At 70.3% G+C, this 25,524-nt stretch carries 21 protein-coding genes and 1 pseudogene; 7 read left to right on the top strand and 15 right to left on the bottom strand.

Going from position 1 to position 25,524, the window contains the following annotated elements; all coding sequences use genetic code 11:
* Positions 1 to 49 precede the first annotated feature (49 nt).
* Positions 50 to 1,105 carry a glycosyltransferase family 4 protein gene (locus ACMGFI_RS17750; RefSeq protein ID WP_436911303.1) on the bottom strand — a complete coding sequence of 352 codons (1,056 nt, stop codon included), beginning with the start codon at positions 1,103 to 1,105 and terminating at the stop codon, positions 50 to 52.
* A 419-nt stretch (positions 1,106 to 1,524) separates the two neighbouring features.
* Between ACMGFI_RS17750 and ACMGFI_RS17745 the strand changes: the two genes are divergently transcribed.
* Positions 1,525 to 2,289, top strand: a complete 765-nt coding sequence (locus ACMGFI_RS17745; protein ID WP_436911301.1) for a glycosyltransferase family 2 protein — start codon at positions 1,525 to 1,527, stop codon at positions 2,287 to 2,289.
* Between the two features lie 2 nt (positions 2,290 to 2,291).
* Complete coding sequence (locus ACMGFI_RS17740; RefSeq protein WP_436911298.1) at positions 2,292 to 2,696, top strand: DUF2304 domain-containing protein; 405 nt, start codon at positions 2,292 to 2,294, stop codon at positions 2,694 to 2,696.
* On the opposite strand, the gene ACMGFI_RS17735 is transcribed toward ACMGFI_RS17740, so the two are convergent.
* From ACMGFI_RS17735 to ACMGFI_RS17725, 3 genes are all read right to left on the bottom strand, one after another.
* Positions 2,693 to 3,868: a glycosyltransferase family 4 protein gene (locus ACMGFI_RS17735; RefSeq protein ID WP_436911297.1), complete on the bottom strand. Its 1,176-nt coding sequence runs from the start codon at positions 3,866 to 3,868 to the stop codon at positions 2,693 to 2,695. The genes ACMGFI_RS17740 and ACMGFI_RS17735 overlap by 4 nt on opposite strands.
* A 419-nt stretch (positions 3,869 to 4,287) precedes the next feature.
* Positions 4,288 to 5,079, bottom strand: coding sequence for a methionyl-tRNA formyltransferase (locus ACMGFI_RS17730; protein WP_436911296.1), 792 nt, complete (start codon positions 5,077 to 5,079; stop codon positions 4,288 to 4,290).
* Positions 5,076 to 5,882 (bottom strand): polysaccharide deacetylase family protein, encoded by an 807-nt coding sequence (locus tag ACMGFI_RS17725; protein ID WP_436911294.1) that lies wholly within the window; start codon positions 5,880 to 5,882, stop codon positions 5,076 to 5,078. Before ACMGFI_RS17725 ends, ACMGFI_RS17730 begins: the two co-directional genes overlap by 4 nt.
* A 195-nt stretch (positions 5,883 to 6,077) precedes the next feature.
* On the opposite strand from ACMGFI_RS17725, the gene ACMGFI_RS17720 reads away from it, so the two are divergent.
* Entirely contained in the window at positions 6,078 to 7,610 is a 1,533-nt protein-coding gene (locus ACMGFI_RS17720; RefSeq protein WP_436911291.1) for an alkaline phosphatase family protein, read from the top strand.
* Here ACMGFI_RS17720 and ACMGFI_RS17715 read toward each other — a convergent pair.
* The 5 genes from ACMGFI_RS17715 to ACMGFI_RS17695 all read right to left on the bottom strand — a co-directional run bounded on the left by ACMGFI_RS17715 (position 7,607) and on the right by ACMGFI_RS17695 (position 12,640).
* Positions 7,607 to 7,786 carry a hypothetical protein gene (locus ACMGFI_RS17715; protein ID WP_436911290.1) on the bottom strand — a complete coding sequence of 60 codons (180 nt, stop codon included), beginning with the start codon at positions 7,784 to 7,786 and terminating at the stop codon, positions 7,607 to 7,609. The two genes, ACMGFI_RS17720 and ACMGFI_RS17715, sit on opposite strands and share 4 nt — an antisense overlap.
* A gap of 46 nt (positions 7,787 to 7,832) precedes the next feature.
* Positions 7,833 to 8,585: a polysaccharide deacetylase family protein gene (locus ACMGFI_RS17710; protein ID WP_436911289.1), complete on the bottom strand. Its 753-nt coding sequence runs from the start codon at positions 8,583 to 8,585 to the stop codon at positions 7,833 to 7,835.
* Positions 8,582 to 9,736, bottom strand: coding sequence for a glycosyltransferase family 4 protein (locus ACMGFI_RS17705; RefSeq protein WP_436911288.1), 1,155 nt, complete (start codon positions 9,734 to 9,736; stop codon positions 8,582 to 8,584). The genes ACMGFI_RS17710 and ACMGFI_RS17705 overlap by 4 nt, the downstream gene beginning before the upstream one ends.
* Positions 9,737 to 9,854: 118 nt before the next feature.
* Positions 9,855 to 10,928, bottom strand: coding sequence for a glycosyltransferase family 4 protein (locus tag ACMGFI_RS17700; protein ID WP_436911286.1), 1,074 nt, complete (start codon positions 10,926 to 10,928; stop codon positions 9,855 to 9,857).
* Positions 10,925 to 12,640, bottom strand: coding sequence for a hypothetical protein (locus ACMGFI_RS17695; protein WP_436911285.1), 1,716 nt, complete (start codon positions 12,638 to 12,640; stop codon positions 10,925 to 10,927). The genes ACMGFI_RS17700 and ACMGFI_RS17695 overlap by 4 nt, the downstream gene beginning before the upstream one ends.
* Before the next feature lie 235 nt (positions 12,641 to 12,875).
* On the opposite strand from ACMGFI_RS17695, the gene ACMGFI_RS17690 reads away from it, so the two are divergent.
* Positions 12,876 to 14,675, top strand: a complete 1,800-nt coding sequence (locus ACMGFI_RS17690) for an ABC transporter ATP-binding protein (RefSeq protein WP_436911284.1) — start codon at positions 12,876 to 12,878, stop codon at positions 14,673 to 14,675.
* Between the two features lie 34 nt (positions 14,676 to 14,709).
* On the opposite strand, the gene ACMGFI_RS17685 is transcribed toward ACMGFI_RS17690, so the two are convergent.
* The 6 genes and pseudogenes from ACMGFI_RS17685 to ACMGFI_RS17665 all read right to left on the bottom strand — a co-directional run bounded on the left by ACMGFI_RS17685 (position 14,710) and on the right by ACMGFI_RS17665 (position 21,074).
* Positions 14,710 to 17,118 carry an STT3 domain-containing protein gene (locus ACMGFI_RS17685; protein ID WP_436911282.1) on the bottom strand — a complete coding sequence of 803 codons (2,409 nt, stop codon included), beginning with the start codon at positions 17,116 to 17,118 and terminating at the stop codon, positions 14,710 to 14,712.
* Positions 17,119 to 17,184: 66 nt separating this feature from the next.
* Entirely contained in the window at positions 17,185 to 17,532 is a 348-nt protein-coding gene (locus ACMGFI_RS21215) for a DUF1616 domain-containing protein (protein ID WP_495849322.1), read from the bottom strand.
* 165 nt (positions 17,533 to 17,697) lie between these two features.
* A pseudogene (locus ACMGFI_RS21210) lies at positions 17,698 to 18,132 on the bottom strand (DUF8471 domain-containing protein); the annotation flags it as partial.
* Between the two features lie 163 nt (positions 18,133 to 18,295).
* On the bottom strand, positions 18,296 to 19,222 hold the full coding sequence (locus tag ACMGFI_RS17675; protein ID WP_436911279.1) for a DUF7982 domain-containing protein: 927 nt from the start codon (positions 19,220 to 19,222) through the stop codon (positions 18,296 to 18,298).
* Positions 19,209 to 19,610: a hypothetical protein gene (locus tag ACMGFI_RS17670; RefSeq protein ID WP_436911278.1), complete on the bottom strand. Its 402-nt coding sequence runs from the start codon at positions 19,608 to 19,610 to the stop codon at positions 19,209 to 19,211. Before ACMGFI_RS17670 ends, ACMGFI_RS17675 begins: the two co-directional genes overlap by 14 nt.
* 45 nt (positions 19,611 to 19,655) lie before the next feature.
* Complete coding sequence (locus ACMGFI_RS17665; protein ID WP_436911277.1) at positions 19,656 to 21,074, bottom strand: DUF58 domain-containing protein; 1,419 nt, start codon at positions 21,072 to 21,074, stop codon at positions 19,656 to 19,658.
* 128 nt (positions 21,075 to 21,202) lie between these two features.
* Between ACMGFI_RS17665 and ACMGFI_RS17660 the strand changes: the two genes are divergently transcribed.
* Genes ACMGFI_RS17660 through ACMGFI_RS17650 form a run of 3 tightly spaced genes read left to right on the top strand, consistent with a single transcriptional unit; the run spans position 21,203 to position 25,469 of the window.
* On the top strand, positions 21,203 to 23,368 hold the full coding sequence (locus ACMGFI_RS17660) for a hypothetical protein (RefSeq protein WP_436911275.1): 2,166 nt from the start codon (positions 21,203 to 21,205) through the stop codon (positions 23,366 to 23,368).
* Between the two features lie 3 nt (positions 23,369 to 23,371).
* Entirely contained in the window at positions 23,372 to 24,469 is a 1,098-nt protein-coding gene (locus ACMGFI_RS17655) for a DUF4350 domain-containing protein (RefSeq protein ID WP_436911273.1), read from the top strand.
* A complete protein-coding gene (locus tag ACMGFI_RS17650) occupies positions 24,462 to 25,469 on the top strand; it encodes an AAA family ATPase (protein ID WP_436911271.1) in 1,008 nt (335 codons plus the stop codon). The genes ACMGFI_RS17655 and ACMGFI_RS17650 overlap by 8 nt, the downstream gene beginning before the upstream one ends.
* Positions 25,470 to 25,524 lie beyond the last annotated feature (55 nt).

Raw genomic sequence — 25,524 nt, 5'->3', positions numbered from 1 at the left:
TACGAGGAGAGGGCCAGTTTGACACTCGGAGTGACTCGAAAGCGGCCACCTACTCGTCTCTCAGACTCGATCGGTAGATAGACAGATACCGTTTCCCGAGCGTGTCCCACCCGTAGTTCCGCTCCATCCATTTACGCGACTCGGTACCCAGCTGCCGTTTCTGATCTTCGTCGGTGAGGAGCGTGATCCGATCGCGGAGCTCGTCCGGCGCTGAGGCAGAGAGGATCGGAGGATCCGAATCGAAATTATCGGAGATACGGGACGTGTCGATTTTCGATATGAGGGGCGTGCCACACGCGAGCGTCTGTCTACTTAGTGAACCGATCCCGCCGAAGTGAAACTGATCTAAGACAGCATCGCATTGATTGATAACCCGTCGTAGCCGTTTTCGCGACATAATCGGGACGAACGAGACGTTTTCTTCCAGCCCCAGCTCGGATACCAATTCTTTAGAGCGCTCGATATCCTCACCCCACTCGGCCGTGACCAGGTGCCAATCGACACCGTCGACCGCCGCTAACCCCTCGAAGATGGTGTCGTTCGCCTTGTGTTCCCATTTGTGTCGAGCACCGGCAAACAGTAACAGATCGCAATCATATCTCTGTTTCAAGTCACCGTCCGCCGGGTCTGGTTTAAACCGTTCGAGGTCGACCATCGTCGCGATCCGCTCCGTCGGGACATCGTACTCTTTCTCGAGAGCGTTTATCACCCCGGGCTCGGAAACGACCATACTGGCGTTCCTGATCCCTCTGCGGATCAACGGCGTGAAAACCGCCCGCTTCAGTGGATTTTTCGTCTGTTTGTCCGACTTCCAGTCTATTACCCCTGTGACCCAGTAGACGTACGGCAGTCCGGAAAACGACGCCCAGATCGCACCCCAGGCCCCGGATGCGTGAATGATATCGCAGTCGTAGGACCGGACTTTCTTCACCATCTTCGCCTGAAAGCGCGGGCTCTTGATTTCCGGTCCGAAACCAGCGCTGTCCGAGGTCGTGACTGACTCGACCCAATCGGGTTCTCGGCTACGGTGCTGTTCTATCCACTTTTTCGGGTACCACTTGTAATAGCCGTCCGACTCGATATCGTCGAGGTCCGTATCGATCAACTCCCAAAGCGGATGATGAGTAATGTGGGATTCTACGTGAAGTAACCTCGTATCGTGTCCATGTCTCCGAAATATACTCGCGAAATTAAACGATACGTTGGAATCATTTCCCAGATATAGAATATCCATGCTCCCCGGTTCCGTCCTGGAATACTTAAACATATCCGATTAACGTCGTCGATTCAGGGTTCCGTGTCCGGGACGATCGCAAAAACAGACTGACGTGCGCGTGAACGCGAGACGGTTCGGTCAGCTATCGATCATTCGGTCACGGGGGAACTAGCCCTACCCGCGCCAAGTCGCTCTGACTGGCCTCCGAAACCGTTCCGTCTATCCCGTGCGGTACCGAGGGCTGGTCAGTAAGGGAAATCGGAGCGTAACACTTTACTAGAGGCCTACGGAATACGGAACCGGCTAAGATGTCCTCACTCCGTGGTGTTGACGCCGCTTCCGCCGAAGTCCCCGACCAGGCCGACCCCGCGGCCGAGCCCGAGTCCGCGGCCGGCCGGAGCGTCGTCGCCGTCGTGCCGGCGTACAACGAGGCCGAGAACATCGAATCGGTCGTGCGCGACGCCGCGGAGTACGTGGACAAGGTGGTCGTCGTCGACGACAAGAGCAGCGACGATACCGCGTCCGTCGCGGAGGCGAGCGACGCGGACGTGGTCAGCCACCCGATGAACATGGGCGTCGGGGCGGCGATCCACACGGGCTATCAGGTGGCCATCCGCGAGGGGTTCGACCTGGTCGTCCAGATCGACGCCGACGGCCAGCACGACCCGTCGTTCATCCCCGAGATGCTCGCCAAACTGGACGAGGACGACGCGGACATGGTGATCGGGAGCCGGTGGCTCAACAGCAGCTACAAGGAGTACAGCGCGGTCCGGCGCGCCGGGATCCGGTTTTTCACGCTCGAAGCGAACGTCCTCGGCGGCCTCTCGATCACCGACGTGACCAGCGGGTACCGGGTCTACCGCGTGTCGATGCTCGAGGACCTGGGCCGCCCCGAGAACAGCCACTGGGCGCTGGAACAGACGCTCGAAGCGGCCAGGAAGGATTACGAGATCACCGAGGTCTCGGTCCCGATGCCGACCGAGACGGAGGGGTCGCAGTTCGACGTCGAGACCTTCATGAAGTACCCCGCCAGGATGCTGCTGACGACCATGAAAGTGCTCATCTTCAGGTGACCATGGTGGCCGGATTCGAGCCGATGCACATCGTCGGGATGCTCGTCTCGTTCGCGCTGTTCTACCAGAGCTACCGGCTCGTCCGGAAGCACAAGGAGGGCATCGTCGAGTTCCTCTTCTGGGTGAGCTTCGGCGGGGCGCTGTTCCTGCTGTCGGTGGGCGACGCGACCGCCGGCACGGGACGGTTTCCGATCTTCGACCTCGTCAAGCGGTTCCTGCTCGCGATGGGGTTCAGCAGCGGCGTCAACGGGATCTTCACGCTGACGATCCTCGGGCTGATACTCCTGATCTTCTACACGTACGTGAACGTGAAGACCAACCGACAGATGCTCTACGACCAGACACAGGAGATCGCGTTACTCCGCTACGAACTCGAGCAGGAGCGCGACGAGGAGTCGGGCGACTAGCTCCGACCGGCGGGGTCGCCCGACGCGGTCACGGACCGGGCGACCGACTCCATCCCGTCGGCCGTCTCCGCCCAGGTGAACTGCGCCGCTCTCTGTAGATTTCGGTCGCGGATGGCGTCCCGCCGGTCGGGATCCGCGAGCAGCGACTCGATGCGGTCGGCCATCGCGGCCTCGTCGCGGGCGACCAGATGACCGTTCTCGCCGTCCTCGAAGAACGTGTCGTAGACCGGCAGGTCGACGGCGACGACGGGCGTCCCCGCGGCCATCGCCTCCAGGAGCACGAGCCCGAACCCCTCCTGGTGGGAGCCGAACGCGAACACCGCCGCGGCGTTGAGCAGTCGCCGCTTCTCTGCCTCGCTGGCGAAGCCGTGGAACGTGACGCTGTCCGCGAGCCCCCGGGCCCCCACTAGGTCTTCGAGGGCCGACCGCGCCGGTCCCGCGCCGACGACGTGGAGCGTCGCCTCCGGGACCTCGTCGGTGACCCTGTCGAACGCCCGGATGACCGTCGACTGGCCCTTGCGCTTGCTGAGTCGGCCCACGGTGACGACCGCGGTCGGGTCGCGTTCGACCGTCGGGTCGTAGTAGCCCTCGGCCTCGATCCCGTTCGGGACGACGGCGAGCCGCTCCGGGTCGAGGCCGTAGTCGACGAGCTGTCTCCGGACGTGGTCGGTCGGGACGACGACCGCGTCGTAGGTGACCAGCCTGAGGATGTTCTGGACGAGCAGCTGGATGCTCGCGGTGACGGGGTCGTACGTGTCGAAACACTCGCGGTCGTAGAACTCGTGCTGGACCGCGACGACGGGGACGCCGAGCGCGCGCGCGACCAGCACGGTGAGCGTCGGGTACGGCGTCATGTTCTCGACGACGACGTCGAACTCCCGGCGAGCCAGCAGCCAGCAGACCACCGGCAGGCTCGCGACGGCGAACAGGTACCGCGACGCGAAGAAGGCGAACCGCTCGAACGCGAACAGGGAGTCGGGGAGACAGCGCACGTGCCGGAACGTCCGATCGCCGTCACGCGCCCACTTCGGGAGGTCCCGCTGGGTCTTCCCCGAGAGGACCGTCACGTCGTGGCCGCGGTCGGCCAGCCGGCCCGTCACCTCGTCGGCGCGCTTCTCGGCGCCGCCGGCGTCGGCTAGCGGCGACGTCTTCGTGACGTAGAGGACACGCATCGGCGGTCGATCACTCGCGTTGCCCGCGTGCCGCGCCGGCGGGGCCGACGGTGCGCTCGCTCACCGGCGCGACCGGGGGCCGATATCGGCCTCGGCCGCGTCCGGCGGCCGCCGCGTCGCGGGCGCGTGTCCGGTCCGGCGACCGAACCGGCGTATCGACGGCTCGACGACCGGCCACCGACCGCCGTCGTTCGGCCGTCGGAGACGACCCCGGCCCTGCGCGTCTCGGGAGACGGATCATGTGCGCACGGAGCGCGTCGACCGCTATTTACCTGACGGACTCCGGGGCTCGCGCGGAGCGGACCGCGGGCAGGCCGGTTCCGACGGGGCCGTCGCGGCTCCTCGAATCCGACCGCACCCGGCCGTCTCGGACGGTGGCCCCCGAACCGACGGCGGAGCCCCCGGGTCCCGTCCGAACGTCAGTAGAACTCGTTGCCGCGGCGCCGGAACTCGCGTCGGTCCTCGGGGTCGGGCAGCGAGTAGTACTCGCCGTCCTCCGGGTCGTTCGGCGCGGTCGTCACGTCGCCGTCGGCGAGCCGGTCGACGACGTCGACGGCCAGCTCGGCCCCGGTGTCGGCGATCTTCAGGTACACGTCGTCCATCGTGTCGTCGCCGGTGATCTCGAAGCGCCGCTGGGCGAGGATCTCCCCGGCGTCGTACTCCGGGGTCATGTAGTGGGCCGTGACGCCGCTCTCGTCCTCGCCGTTGAACAGCACCCAGAACGCGGTCGCGCGACCGCGGTACTTCGGGAGCAGCGAGCCGTGGACGTTGACGGCGCCGTCGGCCGGGACCGACAGGAGCTCCTCGCCCAGCCGCTGCTGGGCCGATATCGACAGCAACAGGTCCGGGTCGCGCTCGCGCATCTCGCCGACGAACGCCCGGTCGTTGACGTCGTCGACCGTCCGACAGGGGATGTCGTGGCGGTCACAGAGCGCGGCGACGGAGTGGGACCGCCCGCCGACCGCCCGGTCCAGCCGGTCGGGCAGCTTCGCCAGCGCCGTCCCGACGCCGTACCGGAGCCCGAACCCGAGGAACGCGGCGGGACCGAGCATCCGGTAGCGCCGCCGGGCGGTCGTGAGCAGGTCCTCCTCGGGGTGGGGCGCGAACACGACCTCCTCGATCCGGTCGCTGCAGGCGTCCAGGACGGGTTCGAGGTACCGCGGCATGTACATCGGCTCGTCCATCGTCAGGAGGACCACGTCGTAGTTCATCGGCCGACCACCTCGGGGCGGACGTCGTCGACGACGGACGAGACCGTCGTGAACTCGTAGCCGCGCTCGCGGAGGTGCGAGACGAACCGGCGAAAGAGGTCGGTCGAGCGGTCGAGGTTGCGCTCGTGGAGGAACTTCAGCGGCTGGTCGAGCCGGTCGTGGGAGGCCGTCCGGTAGAAGTCCTGGAGGTGGGAGTCGAAGACGAGCGGGTCCGGCAGGGGGGTCGACTCCAGGTACCGCACGAACGGCCGGCCGAGCAGTTTCAGGTAGCTCTGGGATATCGGGACGCGCGTCCACGGCGTCGCCGCGAACGGCACCTCGACGAGCGTTTCGGCGGCCTCGGGGACGTACGGGGACAGCGGCGCGTCGAGGTTGTTGTAGACGCCGGGCCGGTAGGAGGGGAAGACGCTCGCGTCGAACGCGAACCCCGCCTCGTCGAGGGCGGCGAGTTCGGACGGTTCGATGTTCCCCTGAGGCGCCCGGTACCCATCGGGCCTGCGGCCGAAGTGGTCCTCGAAGGCCTCGACGCCGCGGCGGAGTTCCCGCCGGAAGTCGTAGGACTTCGAGAGGTCGTGGCCGTAGGAGTGGAGGTGAAACTCCGCGTCGATCCCCCTCGCCAGTTCCGCGACCCGGTCGGGGAACCGCTCGATAGTCCGCCCGACCGCGAAGACGGTGACCGGCACGTCGAGGTCGGCGATCATGTCGACGTACTCCCCGAGGTGCGCGAGCGTGAGGTGGTCGCACTCGCCGTCCTCGAAGTACCAGTCGTTCTCGAGGTCGAGGGTGATACAGGCCCGCTTCACGTCCCGAGACACCGTCCCGACCGATATTTACCTGTCGGAGTGGCGCGGCGCCGGTGAGCGGCCGCGGTCGAGTCCCCACCGACGGGGATTTCCAACGATATTTGTAGCGGAAGGCGCTGTGGGACGGTACGGACGCGGGGCGCCGGCGGGGCGGTCGGGTTCCGATCGCCGGGTACCCCGAGACGGGACGATACAATGGACGCAACAAAGACGGTCGTGTTCGGCCTCGACGGGGCGCACTTCGAGCTGATCGAGCCGTGGATCGAGGCGGGAGAGCTCCCGAACGTGGCGTCGGTCGTCGACGGGGGCGTCAGCGGCGACCTCGAGTCGGTGTTGCCGCCGGTGACCTCCCCGAACTGGAAGGCCTACGCCACCGGGAAGAACCCCGGGAAGCTCGGCATCTTCTGGTGGGAGAACGTCGACGTGGCCGAGCGGCGGGTCCACTACCCGAGCGACCGCAAGCACCGCCACGTGGAGTTCTGGGACCTCATCGCCGACGAGGACCCCGTGGGCGTCCTCGGGACGCCGACGACGTACCCGCCCAGCGAGATCGAGCCGTTCTTCGTCGCCGGCCCGCCCGACGGGAAGAACACGGACTTCGCGTACCCGCCCGAGATCGAGACGGAGCTGACCGAGCGCTTCGACTACCGGGTCCGCAAGCGGTACCGGATCGCCGACGACGAGGACCGCGCCGTCGAGGAGATCCTGGACCTGATCGACCTCCGGTTCGAGGCCGCCCGCCATCTCGCCGCCGAACACCCCGTCGCGTTCCTGCAGGTCACGACGTTCTATCTCAACTCGCTGCATCACTTCCTGTGGGACGACGAGGCGACCCTGCGGGCCTGGCGGATCGTCGACGAACACCTCGGAGCGATGCTGGCCGACGACTGCAACGTCGTGCTGATGAGCGACCACGGCTCCCACCAGATATCGACGGTCTTCCACGTCAACACGTGGCTCCAGGAACAGGGATACCTGACGCTCGACGAGACGGTCGCCAACGCGCTACACAGCCTCGGCATCAACACGGACCGGCTCGTCCGGCTGGCGACCTCGCTGGGGGTCAGGGAGACCGCCGAGCGGCTGACCCCCCAGCGGCTCCTGAACTACATCCCCGACGAACAGGGGGAGGTGAGCCTCGAACAGAAGACCGAACACGTCGACTGGGACCGGACCCGGGCGCTCGCGAGCGGGCAGGGACCCGTGTATCTCACGCTCCCGCGCGACCACCCCGAGTACGAGCGCACTCGCTCGACGCTCGTCGAGGAACTCGAGGGAGTCACGGACCCGGACGGCCGCCCCGTCGCGCGCGCCGTCCACCGCGGCGAAGACGTCTACAGCGGCGAGTACGTCTCGGACGCGCCCGACATCGTCGTCGAGCAGGCCGAGGGGGTCCACATCCACGGCTCGCTCGGCCGGGACGCCGTGTTCACCGCGCCGGCGGCCGACGGCTGGAGCGCCGAGAACAAGCGAGAGGGGCTGTTCGCGGCCGCCGGGCCGGACTTCGCGACGGGCGAGGCCCCGGGGCTGTCGATCCTCGACCTCGCGCCGACGCTGTTGCACCTGCACGACTGCGCCGTCCCCGCCTCGATGGACGGCGAGGTCCGCACGGACCTGTTCGACCCGGACAGCGACCCCGCGGCCCGCGAGGTCGCGGTCCGCTCCGGGACGGCCCGCGAGCGCGAACTGGAGCGGATCCGCGGCGTCGCCCGGCGGATCGACCTCTAGAGGTACCCGAGGTCTTCGAGGCGCTCCGCGACGTCGTCGTCCGCGCCCTCCGACTCGAGCTCCGAGAGGACCGTTCGGACGAGTTCGGTCGTGTACGCCTCGGTCGACTCGAACCCGTGTTCGTCCGCGCGCAGCGAGAGGCGTTTCGTCAGGTCGTCGTCGAACTCTATCTCCATGGCCGCCACCTTCGGCGGCCCCTCCAATAGGACTGTCTTTCGACGGTCACCCGCTCGCCGCGCGCAGGCGCTCGTCGACCGCGGTGAGCGCGACGACGTCGAGCCGGTCGGCCAGCGCCGAGACGTAGGCGACGATCCGCGACCGGAGCGGGTCCGCGAGCACGTCGTAGTCGTGGAAGTTGACCATCAGGTACGGGCGGTCGGCGACGAGCAGGCGAAGCGTCACGCCGAGGAACCCGACCGCGAGCGGGCGGTTGGCGAGAAAGGCGTCGGCGTGCAGCGGGATCGAGTCGATCCCGTAGGGGCGGAGCAGCTGGTGGACCAGGGGGTTCCGGTAGACCGTCATCGGGTACTCGGTCACGCCGTGGCGCTCGTAGGGCTCCCGGTGGGCGTCCGGACACAGCGAGGCGTCGATCCGGACGTCGTGGCGGTCGAGCGCGCGGAGCAGCGCCTCCGAGTACGCCCAGCGGCCGGCCCTGAACGCCGGCGGCGCGTGGTCGAGGTGGTCGTCGAAGACGTCCAGCCCCTCCCCGACCATCCCGTGGATCGCCGCCTCGTCGTACTCGTCGAGCCAGTCGGACCCCCCGGTGAGCCGCGCGGGGTGGACGTGCAGTCCCACCGGGTAGCCGGCGTCGAGCCACTCCCGGACGTGGTCGGTGCGGTTGCGCACCACGTCGGGCGTCACGAAGAGGCTCAGCGGGCCGTCGAGCCGCCGGGCGACCTCGCGGAACGCGTCGGTGCTCCGGTAGCTCGCCGGGTCCGTCTCGCCCTCGATGTCGGCCGTGACGACGAGTTTCATGCGTTCGCCTCCCCCCGTGTCTCTCCCGTTGGTCCGGCCGCCGCGAGGGCGTCGAGCACCTCGCCGACGAACGCGTCCATCGAGAAATCGTCGAGGACGTCCGTTCGGAGCCCCCGGTCGGGGTCGAACGCCGACTCGCGGACGCACTCGGCCATGCGGTCGAGCGGCGCGAGCCGGAGGTGCTCGACGTCGAGCTCGGGGAGCGCACCGACCGGCGTGGCGACGACATCGGTCCCGAGTGCGAGCGCCTCGAACACGACCGTCGGCGTGGCCTCCGTCCGCGAGGTGAGCAGGAGGGCGTCGGCGGCGGCGATGCTCGCCAGCGTCTCGGCGTGGGGCCGACGGCCGAGAAGCGTCACCCGGTCGGCCACGCCGCGGTCGGCCACGGCGGCTCCGAGGCCGGCCCGCATCGTCCCGTCGCCGACGACGGTCAGGTGGTACTCCGCCGGGAGCGACCGGACCAGGTCCGCGACCGCGAGCGGGCGCTTGATCGCCTCGACCCGGCCGACCCACAGGAGGTCCGTCCGGTCGTCGCGCCCGTCGAGCGCGGCCGGGGTCGCCGCCGACGCGCCTTCGAGGACGCGGTCGCGGTTGAGAATCCCCCAGTTCACTCGCACCTCGGCGCTCGACCGGTCCGCTATCATATCGCGGACGCCCGGGGTGCGACAGATCACCCGTTCGCCCATGAAAAACCGGACGTTCAGCTGTTCGAGCAGGTAGAGCGGGTTCGTGACCGACCGATCCCGCTCGTCGATGCTCGGCGTGTACGCGACGAAGTTGACGACCGGCAGGCCGGCCGCGAGGCCGACCAGCTTGGCGACCGGGTGGACGAGGTGGTTGGTCGCGTACACCGCGTCGTACTCGTCGCCGTCGACGGTCACGAGGAGGTGGCCCAGCAGGAGCACTGCGAACGCGACCCGGCGCAGTTGCGCGAGCGGCGCGTTCGGATGGCGCTCCTCGGCGTTGGCCCTGAACGGCCGGTTGATCTCGACGCCCGCCTCCCGCTCGTGGCGCGGTGCGTCGCCGACCCGCTTCGTGTAGACCGTCACCGCGTGACCCTCCTCGACGGCCCGCTGGGCGAACTCCCAGTCCGTCCGGGCGCCGCCGGCAGTGGTGGGATAGAAGTCCTCGGCCAGTTGTAGAATCCTCATCGCGTCCCGCCCGGAGTGTCGGGATCGGGGAGTAAATGCCTTCCGTCACTCGACTGCGCCCGTCGTCCGCGAGGGCGACCACGTCGGGGTCGCCGCCACGGCCCCGCGGGGCAGCCGGTCATCGCTTGCCGCTCTCGGCCCCGGTCGCGCAGACGGACTCGAAAAACGACACGCAGTCGGGCGCCAGCGCGTCGACGGTGAACGGCTCGACGTCGTCGAGCGGCAGCGACTCGAGATCGACCACCCTCCGGACGAACTCCGCGTCGGTCTCGAACGTGTTCCCGGTCGCGTACCCCACGTCGCCCACGTCCCTCGCGAGCACCGGGGTCCCGACCGCCAGCGATTCGAGCACCGCCCGCGGCAGCCCCTCGGTGAGCGACGGGTGGACCAGCAGGTCGGCCGCTGCGAGGCAGTCGGGGACGCGGTCGGGCGGGACGCGCCCGACGTGCGTGACCCGCCGTGCGCTCGCCGCGGGCAGCGACAGGTCGTAGCCGCGGTCGCCGACGAAGACGAACCGGAGGTCCGGCCGCTCCCGGAGTATCTCGGGGATCGTCCGTTCGAGCGTCGCCGCGCCCTTGAGGCGACTGAGCCGACCGAGGAACGCGACCGTCTTGCCCGCCGCGGCGTCGAAGGGAGCCGCCGACGGCTCGCCGTCGAACCGGTCGGGATCGACCGACGGCGGGAGTATCGCGACCGACTCCGGGTCCACGCCCCGGTCGACGAGTCGCCGGCGCCCGGCCGGCCCCATCGCGATGGCGGCGGTGGCGAGTCGGACCGGGAGGCGGCCGAGGACGTTGTTGAGGCCGAACGCCGTCGCGCGCTTCCACCCCCGCGTGACACGGAACGTGACGAACCGGTCGCCGGCGTACCGGTAGACGAACGGGACCCCGTTGCGGCGCGCCAGCGGCGCGACCATCGACCCGTGCAGCGGCGGTTTCGTCAGCTGGACGACCGCCGCCGGTTCCCGCTCGCGGAGATATCCGAGCGCCGCGCGGAACTCGCCGCGCCGCGTCGACGCCCGGTCCGCACCGAAGACGGCGACCCGCGACAGCACCGCCTCGTCGAAGGCGTCGGGGTCGGTCGTCACCAGGTGGAGCGCGAACTCGCCGTCGAGCATGGCCGTCACGTTCGAGACGAGCGTCCGGACGTTGAACGCCGTCGCGGACCCGACGAACAGCGCCAGTTCGGTCATCCCGACCCCTCGCCGGATCCGGCACGGCAGGTCCGACAGCCGTACAGGACGACATCGCCGTTGTCGAAGACGCGGTGGTACCGCCGGTCGAGCGCCGGTTCGGGGCGCCACGTGAGTTCGTAGATACCCCGGTCCGTCCGATAGATGTTCAGGTCCGTCCGGTGAGCGACCACGGGGTGGCCCTGTCTGTGGAGCGTGCCGTTGAGATACCCGTCGGTCGCGGTCCGGAACTCCGCCGGGAACGGCGTGCCCCCGCCCGGCCGCTGTGCGTTGATCACGAACGCCGGGCTTTCGTGGACGTAGAACAGGTCCGTGTGGACCGTCCCGTCGACGTGCGTGAGGGCGAACTGCTTGGCTTCGACCTCCGGTTCGGTGAGATACGGCCGGTAGTGATTCGAGCCGTCGTCGGGCGCGGCGAAGGTGGTAACCGACATCGTCGACAGGAGGAGCGCGAACACCAGTACGGAGCCGAACGTGGGGAGCGTCGACCCCGGGAGGTGCCGGCGCGCCTGTGAGAGCAGCGTCACGACCAGTGCGACGAACACCGTCTCTCCCGCCAGTATCGTCCGGAGCGGGTTCGCGAGGCCGCCGAGGAATCCGAAGACGGACAGCGCGACGCAGACCGCCGCGACCGAGAGCAGGGTGCGCGCCTCCCGCTCGTGGCGTCGCGTGGCCGCGACGAACAGCCACCCGATCCCGGCGGTGGCCATGAGCGCGACCAGGTATCCGAGCCGCCGGAGCCGTCGCGGGCGGGTGTACGCGTCGAACGCCGCCGGCGGGTCGAAGGCGACGGGGGCGACGCTCTGGTCGACGGCGAGAAACAGCCACAGTCTGTACACGCGTCCCTCGAGGTAGTTCGTCAGGAACAGTCCCTGGAGAACCAGCACACACGCCGCGACGGCCACCAGAGTAAGGGCCGGGACCCGGGTTATCGGGGTCAGCCCGCGCTCGTAGCGGTCGACGAGCGAGAGCAACGACACCACGCCGAGGGCGCCGGCGACCACGAAGACGGGGAGCTTGTGCGTCAGCGCCATCAGCGAGACGGCGACCAGGAACACGACGAGAAATCGCCAGTCGCGCGCCCGCCCGTAGCGAGCGAGCGCGAGGTAGCCGAGAAACAGGAACACCAGCGCCGAGGTCTGGGCGATCGGCACGGACGTGAAGTTGACCGTTATTCCCGCCATCGCCGCGAGTGCCGCCCCGGCGACCTGCACGGCGTCGTTGCCCCCGAGCATCCGCGTGAACAGGGCGCCGAACAGCGGCACGAGCACCCCGAGCGCGACGGGGAACAGGACGGTCCCGGCGACGGGGCCGACGCCGGCGGCCAGCGAGAAGGCTGCCCCCTGGAGCACGTGGACCGGCGCCGACCCGTAGAAGTACACCGAGAGCTCGCGGGCCGTCCCGTCGGCGATCACCTGTTGCATCAACTCGGCGTACCCGTCGGGGTCGAAACCGATCAGGGTCGGCACGAACGCGACCGCGTAGACGCGATGGAACACTGAGAGGCCGGCGACGAGGCACAGGTACGGCCACGCGGGCGCGTCGTCGTCCAGCGCCGCACCCAGTGCGACCGCGCCCATACCGAGGCCGACCAGCACCGGCAGGTACGGGACCAGCGTGCCCAGCCGGTGGGTGACGAGCGCGGCACAGGAGACGACGAGACAGACGAACGTCCCGACGAGGCGTACGTCGACGGCGTTCCGGTTCATCATCAGTGTGGTCGTCGCCAGGTATCGGGGGACTGCGGCGGCGTGACCGCCGCGCGAAGTCGTATTTCGACAGACCCGACAGAGACACATAACGGTTGCCATCCGCCGGATCGCGCCGGCGACGGGCGGGACGCGATCCCGGAACCCACCGCGTTCGGCCGTCCGCTCCGACCGGACCCCGGAGACCGACTCCCGAGAATCAGAAGATTCACCACACCGGCCCGGAGAGGTACGACAAATGGGAGAGGGCGACATCTCGCTACGGCGGAAGATCACTTCCATCCTCGCTATCATGCGGTACCGGCCGCGGTACACTGCAACCATCATCCTGTTCAGCGTCTTCGCGGCGTTGCTCGAAGGGATCGGGATCGGGTTCATCGTGCCGATCCTCAGCGTCGCGCAGTCCGGCCCGGCGGCCGTCGAGAGCGGGGGGATCAACGGTGCGTTCGTCCGGCTGTACCAGATACTGGGCATCCCGTTCACGCTCGAGTTCATCTTCGGCGGCGTCGCGGTCGTCCTGACGCTCAGGTACGTCGCGACGTTCATCGGGACCTGGTTCCGGGAGCGGTTGCGCGCGAACTACATGCGCGACCTGAAAACCCGGGGGTTCCGCAGAACGCTGGACGCCGAAGTGGGATACTTCGACACGGAGGGGTCCGACGACATCCTCAACGCGATCATCACGCAGACGAAGTACGCCGGTCGGGCGATCAGGCGGATCGTCCAGTTCTTCCAGCAGTCGCTGCTCGCGCTCGTCTACTTCGGGATCGCGTTCGCGCTGGTTCCGGTGCTGACGGTCGGGACCGGCGTGTTTCTCGGCGGCCTGACGATCCTGATCCGGCACGGTTTCGAGTCGGGCTACTCGGTCGGCGACGCCGTCGCGGACGCCAACGAGCGGATCCAGACGGCCGTCCAGGCGGGGACGCAGGGCGTCCGCGACGTGAAACTCTTCGGGATGAGCGAGGAGCTGTTCGACCAGTTCGAGGGCGCGGTAACGCAGTTCGAAGACGCGATCATCAGGCGGTCCCGGAACGAGTACGGGCTGCGAAACCTGCAGGACCTCGTCAGTGCCATCTCGGTGTTCGCGCTGGCGTACGTCGCGCTCCGGTTCGCGTCGCTGGACCTCTCGACGCTCGCCGTGTTCCTGTTCGCCATGTTCCGCCTGGCGCCGCGGGCGAGCAGCCTCAACAAGTATCTCTACCAGATCGAGGGCGACCTCCCGCACTTCGTCCGGACCGAGGAGTTCGTCGACGAGCTGGAGTCCCGCGAGGAGCCGACGGGCGGGACCGAGCCGGTCCCGGACTCGGTCGACCGCGTCGACTTCGAGGACGTGACCTTCGCGTACGACACCGGCGAGAGGGTGCTCGACGGCTTCTCCTTCCACGTCGAGTCCGGCGAGTTCGTCGCGTTCGTCGGGCAGTCGGGCGCCGGCAAGTCGACGGTCGTCTCGCTGCTCGCCCGGTTCTACGACCCCGACGAGGGCGCGATCACCGCGAACGGGACGCCGATCGACGAGTTTCCACTCCGCGAGTGGCGCTCGAAGATCGCCGTCGTCAGGCAGGACCCGTTCATCTTCAACGACACCCTTCGGTACAACCTCACGGTCGCCGACACGGCCGTCTCCGAGGAGCGACTCCGGCGCGTCTGCGAGACCGCGGCGGTCACGGAGTTCCTCGACGACCTGCCGGAGGGGTACGACACGGTGCTCGGCGACGACGGCGTCCAGCTGTCGGGCGGCCAGCGCCAGCGGGTCGCCATCGCCCGCGCCCTCCTCAAGGACGCGGACGTGCTGATCATGGACGAGGCGACGAGCGACCTCGACACCGCCATCGAACAGGAAGTCCAGGACGCCATCGAGTCGATGAGCCGCGACTACGCCCTGATCACGATCGCCCACCGACTCTCGACGGTCAAGGGCGCCGACCGGATCTACACGGTGGAAGACGGGGACATCACCGAGTCCGGCACCCACGACGAACTGCTCGAAAACGAGGGGAAGTACACGGAGCTGTACGCCGCCCAGTCCCGGGCGGAGTGAGCCGCGGGCGACCGCCGGTCGCGGGCGGTCGTCGCTACTCGCTCGCGGTCACGTTCACGGAGGTAAACCCGCCCTCGCGGACGAACGTCTCGTTGACCCGGAGCGTCGCGTCGCCGATCTCGTAGGTCCCGGGGTAGGGGAGGTTGACCTCGTAGGTGCCGTTGTCCGGTCGCACGACGCGCTCGTAGGTGAACGAGGTCCCCCCGACCGACACCGGCTCGGTCCGCGTCACCGCGACCGACTCGTTGGACGGGAGTCGCCACCGGACCGTCGGGCCGGGGACGACCTCGAACACCTTGATGTCGCCGTCGTCGGTCGCGTGGACCGCCCGGTAGCGCCCGAGCCCCGGCGCGTGGTAGTCGGCGGTTCCCCAGTGTTCGTGCAGCCGGTCGTACATCGACCGCTCCGGGAGGTCCGCCGGCTGGTCCTCGGTGACGACGAACCCGATCGGGTGGTAGGCCATGATCCCGTCCCACTTGTCGGGGTTCTCCGAGAGGAGGAACTGCTCGAAGTAGTTCGCGGCGAAGCTGTACGACTTGGACTGGCCGTTGACGAAGTAGTTGTACACCCGGTTGCGCCCCCAGCTGCTGAACACGTAGTTGTCGGGGTAGGTCAGGCCGTTGTCGTCGCTGTACTCCTCGATCCACGTGGCGGCCTCGTATCGCCCCTCGTCGATCGTGAGCTGGGACTGCTTGACCGGCGTCTGGACGATCCCGACCCCGGTCACGAGCAACAGCAACAGCGACAGGGAGACGAGGTCGGCGCCCGACGGGAGCAGCGCGCGCCCGTCGGACGCCACCTCGCGCGCGGACCGACCCTCGGCGAACAGCGCCGGGGCCTCGAGCAGGTCGACCCAGTCGGCCAGCGCCAGGAACCCGACGGCTCCGAACGTCGCAACGAACAGCGAGAGGTGGGCGGTGAACCGGATCTGGTTGAGCGAGAGCGCGAGAAACGCGAAGTAGTAGGTCCCGAGCGCGACCCAGCCGCGCCGGTGGTCGCGGAACCCGACCCACGTCGCCCAGCCGGCGACGGGCAGCGAGAGGTAGATCGGGACGCCGACCTCCAGTAGCGGCGCGACGAACAGTCCCCGCCGGGGACTAAGCAACGACGTGGAGTCGGCGATCTGCGAGTCGAGCTTCTCCGTCTGGTAGGACACGAAGTGCAGAATGGCGTCGGCGACGTCCGGGATCGCGACCCAGGCGGCGGCGAGCAGGCCGACGCCGACGACGAGCGACGCCACCGTCGTCTCCGCGACGGTCCGTTCGCGGCGGACCGCGAGTTCGCCGACGAGCGTCGTCGCGGCGATCCCGCAGCACAGAAGCGGCGGCGAGACGGCTCTGAAGAGCCTGGCCCACCCCAGCGTCAGATACGGGACGAGCGTCAGCACCGACGCCACCGCGGCCGCCGCGGCGAGGGGCGCGTTGGCGACGAGCGGCGACTCCCGCTCGCGGACCGACGCGAGCGTCGACACGGCGACGAACACCGCGAACGGGACGAACAGGGCGGGACCCGCCCGCCAGGCGAGCGCCTGGGCCGCCAGCCCGACCCCGGTCAGGGCCGTCCACGCCGCCCGTCCTGAGTCGCGCCAGTACTCCCGCTCGGTCGGCCGCCCCTCGGCCCCGATATCGAGGAGCGAGACGAGGCCCAGCACCGTCAGCGACAGCCAGACGTAGTCGAACGCGTGGTGGTCGCCCATCCCCACCATCGTGCGGTAGGCGTGGGCCGGGATCACGGCCAGGAGCAGGACGGACGCGAGCGCGACGCGGCGGTCGCCCGTGATCCGCGCCGAGATGAGATACACTGCCAGGGCGGTGACGACGCCGGCGACGACCGGATACCAGGCGAGGACCGCGCTCACGGCGGCGGTCGTACCGCCCAACAGCGTTGCGGCGAGCCAGGTCGTGTAGATGAACAGCACGTCGTGCCCGGCGAGGATCGTCGTCCCGACCTGGAACCCGTCGAGATCGGACGGCGAGAACGGCGAGCGGTCCGAAGTGACCAGCGCCTCGAGGTTGTACCGGTAGTAGTACGGGTCGTTCGAGACGAGCACGACGTCGCCGTTCCGGAACACCGACCCGTAGACGAACACGACCCTGACGAGGACGACCACCGCCAGCGCGCCGACCAGAGCGAGCGCCCAGCGGCGGTCGACGCTCGCGAACGAGGGGAGCGAGGATCGCGAGGCGCCCGGGTCGGTCGCCGCCGCTCCGTCGCCGTCGAGCGCCGCCCGGACCGCTCCCGGGTCGGCGAGTTCGTAGCCCGAATCGCCCTCGACGGCGACGTCTCGGGAGACGACTTCGCCGAACTCGCCGGCGTCGAGCGGGACGTCGTCGAACGTCCACCCGTCGGACTCGGCGTCGATCTCGACCACCTGGCGGAGTTTCCCCTCCAGGTCCGGCTTCTCCTCGACGAGCGCGGCGACTGCCTCCCGCGTCTCGGCCATGTGTTACCCGCTGGGCGACCGTCGTAAATAAAGACAACTATCGGGTGGGCGTCGGCGCGCTCGCGGTCAGGCGGTCGACGCGTTGAGGTAGACGTGGGTCCGCCGGTAGGCCGACTCGACGCTCGGGTCGGCGGGCGGGTCCCCACGGTACAGGAGGAACGTCGCCCGCGACCGCCCGCCGGGGTCGGCCGGCGGGAGCGCGTACGTCCGGTTCCAGGCCTCGCCGTGGGCGAGCGACGGCGACGAGAACGTCTCCAGGCGGTCGAACGACCCCGGCCCCCCGGTCCCGACGACGACGGTGTAGCTGGTCGGGGCGTGCTCGTGGTTGCGTATCCCGACGACGACGGCGCTCCGGTTCCCGTCGACGGCGGGCGCGTACTGGCCGGTGGGGACGCGCTCGCCGGGAGTCAGCACCGAGAAGCCGGTGACCGAGTCGCCGCTCTGGGGGGCGACGAGCGCGTACCCGACGCTGGTCAGGGCCACGAGGACGGCGACGGCGAAGACCGCGTTCAGCACGGTATCCCGCCGGGACGCCGTGGGGAGTCGGCCGAGGACGGCGCCGGGCGAACGCGGGCGCAACCGCGCCGCGGGGTCGAGCGCGTGGCGCCGCCGGGCCGCGACGGCGACCGCGGCGACGGTGACGAGCGACACGGCGCCGACGACGGACCACGACGCGACCGCCGCCGGCGACAGGTCGACGACGAGCGACGCCGCCGCGAACAGCGCGTAGCTCAGCCCGACCGACAGGACCGCCCGCTCCAGCCCGCTGATCGACCGCCGCTCCGTCCCGTCGGTCGCCTCCCGTTCGGGGAACAGCGCCGCGACGAACGCGTACCCGGGGAGCGCCAGGCACAGGGCGAACGCCGCGAGCAACCGGGGGTAGGACAGGCCGAACACCGCCGACAGAACGACGACGGCGTCGGCACACACCGTCAGGAGGAGGACGGCCGCGAGGTCCGACGGCAGCGACCGGACCGGCGCGGGAACCAACGGTCGCAACGTACCGGCGTTCATCCTCCGGGAGTTCCGCGTCGGCGGTGAAAAATGTCGCGACACGACCGCGGGACCGCGCCCGCCGCCATCCGACGGCACGGGGTAACACTCCCGCCGGGCGTCGCCGGGGTCGCGGGGCGCCGGTCGACGGTCGACTGGCGGTTCCGGGTGGCGGCGGCCGCCGTCAGGCGTCGCCGGCCGCGTCCGCCGGCTCCCACGAGCACGTCACCAGCGTCCCGTCGTCGTCGACCGACGTGGTCTCCGTCGTCACGGGGCGTCCGACGGCGCGGGCGACGCCGACGCCGAGCAGCGAGACGACCGGGTGGTCGAACTGTTCGAGGCCCCCGAACGTCGCCTCGGGGACCCGGACGGCGACGCGTCCGCCGGCCCGGTCGCCGTCGACCGCCGCGTCGGGGACGAGTTCGAACTGCTCGACGAGCACGTCGCGCAGCTCGCCCGCGACCTCGACGGGGTCGTCGCTCGGGTCGCCGGTCACCGCCCGCTCGAACTCCGCGTAGAGCGGCTCCCCAGTCGGTCGCAGGGAGACGCCGCGGGAGCGGCGGTCGTCGGGCGTCACGAACACCCGGTCGAGGTCGTCGCCGTCCGGGACGGCGTGGTCGGCGTGTTGCGGGACGAAGAGCCGCACCTCCCCGACCGGTCCGCGCTCCCCCTCCCCGTTCCCGCCGCCGGCCGCCGTTCGCCCGGCGGTCCGCGGGACGTACACGCGCGCGTCCCGGAGTCCGAGCTCCGACACCAGCTCCGCCTCGTTGCGGGCGAGCGGGGCGTACACCGCTTCCCCGACCGACGCCGCGATGAGCCGCGCGGGCGTCAGGAAGTAGAGCAGGGCGGCGACGAACAGGCCCGTCCCGCCGAGGGCGAACAGGACGGTCCGGGCGTCGGCGACGAGGAGCCCGCCGACCACCGCGAGCAGTCCCACGACGGCGAAGGTGGCCGCGCTCCGGCGGTAGCGCGACTGGCGCGCGCGGACGAACTCCCGGCGGAGCCGCTCGTTCTCCGCCCGGAGCGCGGCGAGCTCGCCGCGCAACCGGTCCCGGGCGGCCGCCTCGGTCGCGTCGCCGTCGGCGTCGCCGGTCAGGTCACTCGCGCTCATCGGCCACCTCCGCGAGCCCGACGGCGACGAACTCCAGCCGGTGGAGGGCGTAGGAGGCGACCGCGACGGCCGACGCGAGCGCGACTGCGGCGGCCCCGGCGCCGCGCGCGGCGCCGAGGGCCCACGCCCCCCCGACGAGGAGCGCCCAGAGGACGACGACCACGGCGGCGACGCGGAGACCTCCGGTGGCGCGGAGTTCGGTGCCGGCCGCGACGGCGAGCAGACAGCCCTCGGCCGCCGCGAGGCCGGCGACGCCGGGCGTGACGGCGGTCAGCGCGACGTGGGCGGCGACCACTGCGACGACTCCCGCCCACGTCGCGCTCGCCGACGCGACCGGCGCGGGGTCGGCGGGCGCGCGCACACCTCCTCGGTCGGCGGACGATGTCATCGGCGTATCTCGAATCCGGCCGGGTTTCAACTTTCTGGAGGGCGGTCACCGCCGGCCGTCGGCCAGCAGGGCCGACAGCCGGTCCGCCGGCGCCACCTCGTAGACCGTCACCCGGTCGAGGCTCGAGAGGTCCCGCCGGAACGACTCGAACTCCGCGTACCGGGCGTAGCCGTCCTCGAGGTCGCCCAGTCCGCGGGGCTCGTAGACGACCGACGGCGCCAGGAAACACACCACCCGGTTCCCGTCCGCCCGGGCGGTCCGGACGGTCTCGCGCAGCCGCTCCCGGTCGGAGTCGTCGGTGAACAGCAACACCCAGTGGTCGCCCCCGAGCCGCCCGACGAAGGTCCGCACCGTGTCGAACAGGGGGTCCTCGTCCATGCGGCGGACGTACCGGCGACGCTCCGAGAGGTACGGACCGAGCGTCCGCGCGAACGCCGACTCGTCCCCGGCGAGCGCCGACTCGACCCGTCGCGTCCCGGCGGCGCCGCGCGCCGGCCCCGGCTCCGGTGCGTCGCTCCCGGTCGGCGAGAGGTCGTGGAGGCGCGTGCGAACGTCGCGGTAGTGCTGGCCCGCCGTGGAGGGGCGTTCCTCGGCCGTCAGCCCGTCGTCACCGACGGCGTAGAGCCCGAGGGGGTCGCTGGCCGACTCGGCGGCGGCGGCGACGGTCAGCGCGACCTCCCGGAGGTAGTCCAGTTTCGTCTCGCCCTCCGGTCCCTCGCCGGTCCGCGCCCGGTGGTCGACGACCAGCACGGTCCGCCGGTCGGTCTCGACCTCGTACTCCCGGACGTGGGGGTAGGCCAGCCGCGCCGTCGCCTTCCAGTCGATGTTGCTCACCGAGTCGCCGGGGGCGTACTCCCGGAGTTCCGCCGGGTCGGTCCCCTGGCCGTACTGGTCGGTGCGGTGGCCGCCGAACGGCGCCCCGACCGCGTCGCCGCCCTCGCCGACGTGGACGTTCCGCGGCCGGCGCGGTTCGACCCGGATCTCCGTCCCCCCGCCGCGCCGGTAGGACTCGGTGAACAGCCCGTACGCGTCGACGACGGAGACGGTCGGTTCCGGGACCGTCGCCCGGCCGACCACGGGCCACTCGACGGGGAAGGTGACCGTCCCCGACTCCTCGCCCGGTTCGAGCGCGACCGTCCGGTCGGCCCGGTCGACGCCCCCGGCGACGGCCGGGAGCTCGGCCGTGACCGCCAGCGCCAGCGGCGCACCGCCGGGGACGGAGACGGTGAGGGTCACCTCCGTCCGCTCGTCGCGGCGGACGACCCGCGCGTCGGTCGCCACCTCGACCGAGAGGTCGTCGTCGAGGCGCCCGGCCGCCCGGAGAAACGCGTACTGCCTGGCGAGGACGATCGCTCCGACCCCCCCGGCGCCGGCGACGAGCGCCGGTCGGGCGAAGGCGACGCCCAGCAGCGACAGGAGCGCGCCGGCGCCGACCGTCGACCACAGCCGGGGGGTCGGGTCCATACCGGAGCGAGCGGACCGACCACATTCAACGTTGTCGGTCGACGCCGACCCGGCCGGGGCGGCCCGACACCGGCGCGGCGGCGCGCGGAGAAGAAGGGATTAAACCCGCCGGCGGGATACCCGGAGGTATGCACCGCCCCGCCCTCCTCCCCGACGACGGGCTCGCGCGAGCGCTCGTGGTCGTCGGCGTCGCGACGCTCGTCGTCGGGCTGGTCGTCGGGGCCGTGGCGCCGGCGGCCGGCGTTTCGGGGCTGGGTTCGCCGGGCGCCGCCGGCGAGCCGAGACAGGTCGACCCGGCGGAGGTCGGGAGCGAGGGCGACCTGAGCGCGGTCGAACGGCAGCTCGCGGAGCAGCTCGCCGACAGGGCGCGGAGCGGCGCCGTCAACCTGAGCAGCGACGACATCGAGCAGGCTCGCGACCGGATCAACGGGACCGAGTACGAGTCGCTCCTGGACCGGTACGCGTCGGTCGCCAATCAGACGGGCAACACGGAGCAGACGCTGGCCTACCGGCGGATGCTGAGAGCGCAGTCGGAGTTCATCGAGGATCTCGACCGGTACAACCGCATCCATCGGCGCTATCAGGCGCTCCGGAACGCGGAGTACACGACCGCGGAGATGGCCACCGCGCGGACCCGACCGGACCTGCGCGAGATCGAACCCGGCTCCGAGCGGCCCACGCCGGCGAACCGGACCCAGATCTATCGGCGCGCCCACCAGCTCTCCCGACTCGCCGACGAGGTCAACCGAACGGGAACGCGCCTGTCGGAGCGGTACCGGACGCTCGGCAACCTCTCGAGCCGGAACTTCACTGCGGCGCGCGCGGCGGTCACACGGAGCGTCGGGAACGTCACGGCACGACAGGCGACCGTCCGCGACCGGACGTTCGTCCCGACCGACCTGACCGTCGCGGGCCACTCGCGGACGGCGTCGTTCTCGGACCCCCTGTACGTCAGGGGGACAGTCAGTACCAACGGGACCGGCGTCCGGAACGGGACGATCACCGTGACGGCGGGCAACCAGACGATCAACGCGACCACGGGACCGGACGGAACGTTCACGCTCAGCTACCGCCCGACCCAGGTGCCGGCCGGCCGCTCGGCCGTGACGGTCGCCTACGTCCCGGAAAACGACTCGGCGAGCGCGCCCGCACGCGACCGCTTCGACGTGAACTTCACGCGAGAGACGCCGGACATCGGCGTCACGGTCGAGCCGGACGCAGTGAGTTACGGCGACCGGATCACTGTCAGCGGGCGCGTGAGCGTCGACGACGTCGGCGTGCCCGAGGCGCCGTACGTGGTCATCGCTGACGGACTCGTGCTCGCGCGCAACGAGACCGACGATATGGGACGATACAGCGTCTCCCGACGGCTCCCGAGTTCGGTCGCCGACGGCGAACAGCCGGTGCGCGTGCTCGTCCCGCTGGAGAACGGGACGCTGACGAGCGCGAGCGCGAACACGTCGGTCCGCGTGGCCGAGCTCGCGACGGAGCTCTCGGCCGAGGCCACGCACGTCGGCGGAGAGACCGTCCGCGTCACCGGGCGCCTCTCGCAGGTCAACGGGGGCGGGGTGGCGAACGAGACCGTCGACATCGCGGTCAACGGCACGACCGTCGGGACGGCCGAGACGACCGCGAACGGCTCGTTCGACACCGCGGTCGCCGTCCCGAGTCGCCTGCTCGACGGCGGCCTCCTCGGCGGGAGCCGGACCCTGGTCGTCGCGACCGCCTACCGGGACGCGGGCAGCAACCTCGGCCCGTCGCGGGTCGCCGAATCGATCACCGTCGAGACCGCCGGCCAGCCGGTCCTCCTCGGCGGACTCGCGGCGCTCGTTGTCGCCCTCGTCGGCGGCGCTGTCCTCTTCCGCCGTCGACCCTGGGAAGGCGAGCGAGACGACACGGCGAGCGACGAGAGCGGGCACCCGCCCGGCGTCGCGGCGGGTGGCGTCGACGACGGTAGCGATACCGCCGCGTCGCTGCTCTCGGCGGCGCGCGACCACCTCGGGAGCGACCCCGAGACCGCGGTCCGCGTCGGGTACGCGGCGCTGCGAGCGCGGATCGAGCGCCGCGACACCGTCCCCGGCGACGGCCGCACCCACTGGGAGTTCTACCGCGACTGCGAGGCCGCGGACGTGGACGAAACGACCCTGGAGACGCTGCGGACGGTCACGGAACGCTACGAGGAGGTCGCGTACGCCGCGGACGGGGTCGGCGTCGATGCGGCCCAGTCCACACTTCAGGAGGTCGAATCGCTCGTCGACGGATCGGCGGGACCGGATCCCGGGGGGAGCGACTGACCGATGGCGTTCGACGACCACGACTACCCGCGGGTCGCCGTTGTCGTTCTCCTCGTCGCCGTCAACCTCGCACTGGTCGGTGCGCTCGCCACCTCGTCGGCGCCCTACGGCCCTTATAATGGCGAGTGGGACGGCGCCGACACGCTCCGGACGACCGCGAGCGAGTCGGCGGAACTCCGCCTCGCGACGACGACCGAGCGCTACGGCGAGGTCCCGGCCGACGGGTCGCTCGCGGTCGTCCTCGCGCCGAGCGACCCGACCGACGAGGCGGCCGCGCGGGTCCAGTCGTTCGTCTCCCGGGGCGGGACGCTCGTCGTCGCCGGCGAGTCGCCGAACGCGACCGACCCGTATCTCGACGCGGTCGGGTCGAGCGTCCGCGTCGACGGCCGGCAACTGCGCGACGACCAGAACAACTACCGCGGGCCGCAACTCCCGGTCGCGAACAACGTCTCCGACCACAATCTGACCGACGGCGTCGACTCGATCACGCTCAACGACGGGACGGCACTCAACGTCAGCGACGGCGCGTCGTTCAACGAGAGCGACGTGACGCCGCTGATAAACAGCTCGACTATCGCGTACCTCGACTCGAACGGCAACGGGACCTTCGACGCCGGCGAACCGTTCGGGTCGCTCCCGGTCGCGACCGTCGAACCCGAGGGCGAGGGCCACATCGTCGTCGTGAGCGACCCGAGCGCCTTCACGAACGCGATGCTCGACCGCGACGGCAACCGGGCGTTCCTCGCGGCCCTCCTGGACGGCCGGGAGCGCGTCCTGCTGGACTACTCCCAGCACTCGTCGCTGCCGCCGCTCGTGTACGCCCTGATCACCGTCCGGACGAATTCGACGCTCCAGCTCTTCGTCAGCGTCCTCGCGTTCGGCGTCTTCGGCCTCTACGTCAACAGGGGGCGACTGGTCGCGGCCGCAGCCTCCGCGCTCGGTCGCGACGGCGACGAGTTCGATAGCGACGACGTGACCCTCGACCGGGCGGCCGTCCGGGCGCTCATCGAGGACCGGCATTCCGACTGGGACGAGGAGTACGCCGAGCGCGTAACAGAAGCGATTATACGCCAGCGGGAGGGACGGACAGACGATGACTGAGCCCGCCGCCCTCTACGAGGCCATCCGGGAGGAGGCCGGATCCGTCCTCATCGGCAACGAGACCGTCGTCGAGGGGTTGACCATCGCGATGTTGACCCGCGGCCACGTCCTCCTGGAGGGGGTCCCCGGCGTCGCCAAGACCACGGTCGCGAACCTCTTCGCGCGAGCGACCGGGCTCAACTACAACCGCGTCCAGATGACGCCGGACATCCTCCCCGCGGACATCACCGGCACCTACGTCTACCGCGAGCAGTCCGGCGAGTTCGAACTCCGCAGGGGCCCGGTCTTCGCCAACGTCGTCGTCGCCGACGAGATCAACCGCGCGACCGCCAAGACCCAATCGGCCCTGCTGGAAGCGATGCAGGAGCGCCACGTCACCGTCGAGGGCGACACCCTCCAGCTCCCCACCCCCTTCATCGTCATCGCGACCCAGAACCCAATCGAGATGGAGGGGACCTTCGAGCTCCCCGAGGCCCAGCGGGACCGCTTCGACCTGAAGCTCACCGTCGACCTGCCCGACCGCGACGAGGAGACGGAACTGCTGAATCGCTTCGACGACGAACCCGAGCTGGGTCCCGAGTCCGTCGAGCAGGTCGTCGATCGCGACGACATCCTCGCCGCCCGCGAGGTCGTCGAGGACGTGTACATCGACGAGAGCGTCAACGAGTACATCCTCGACCTCGTGGCGGCCTCACGGGACTCGGCCGACACCGCTCACGGCGCTTCCCCGCGGGCGTCGCTGGCCTTCCTCAACACGTCGAAGGCCCGCGCCGCCATCCACGGCCGCGACTACGTCATCCCCGACGACGTGAAGGCGCTCGTCGAACCCATCCTCGCCCACCGGCTCGTCCTCTCGACCGAGGCCGACCTGAGCGACGTGACGCCCGGAGACGTGGTCGAGGACATCGTCGAGCAGGTGGACCCGCCGAGCCGCGAGGCGGCCCAGCGGGCGCCCGCGGTCAGCGACGGCGGGGACGAACAGGACCGAGACGGGAACTGAGTGCCCGCTCCGAAACCGGTCGGAAGTGACGTTCGGGTAGTGACTGCAGGACTGC

The sequence above is a fragment of the Halosimplex marinum genome (assembly GCF_051414075.1).
GTDB classification, from domain to species: domain Archaea; phylum Halobacteriota; class Halobacteria; order Halobacteriales; family Haloarculaceae; genus Halosimplex; species Halosimplex marinum.
Note: the sequence above shows the minus strand (reverse complement) of the source record. Positions and strands in the feature narration are given on the sequence as shown.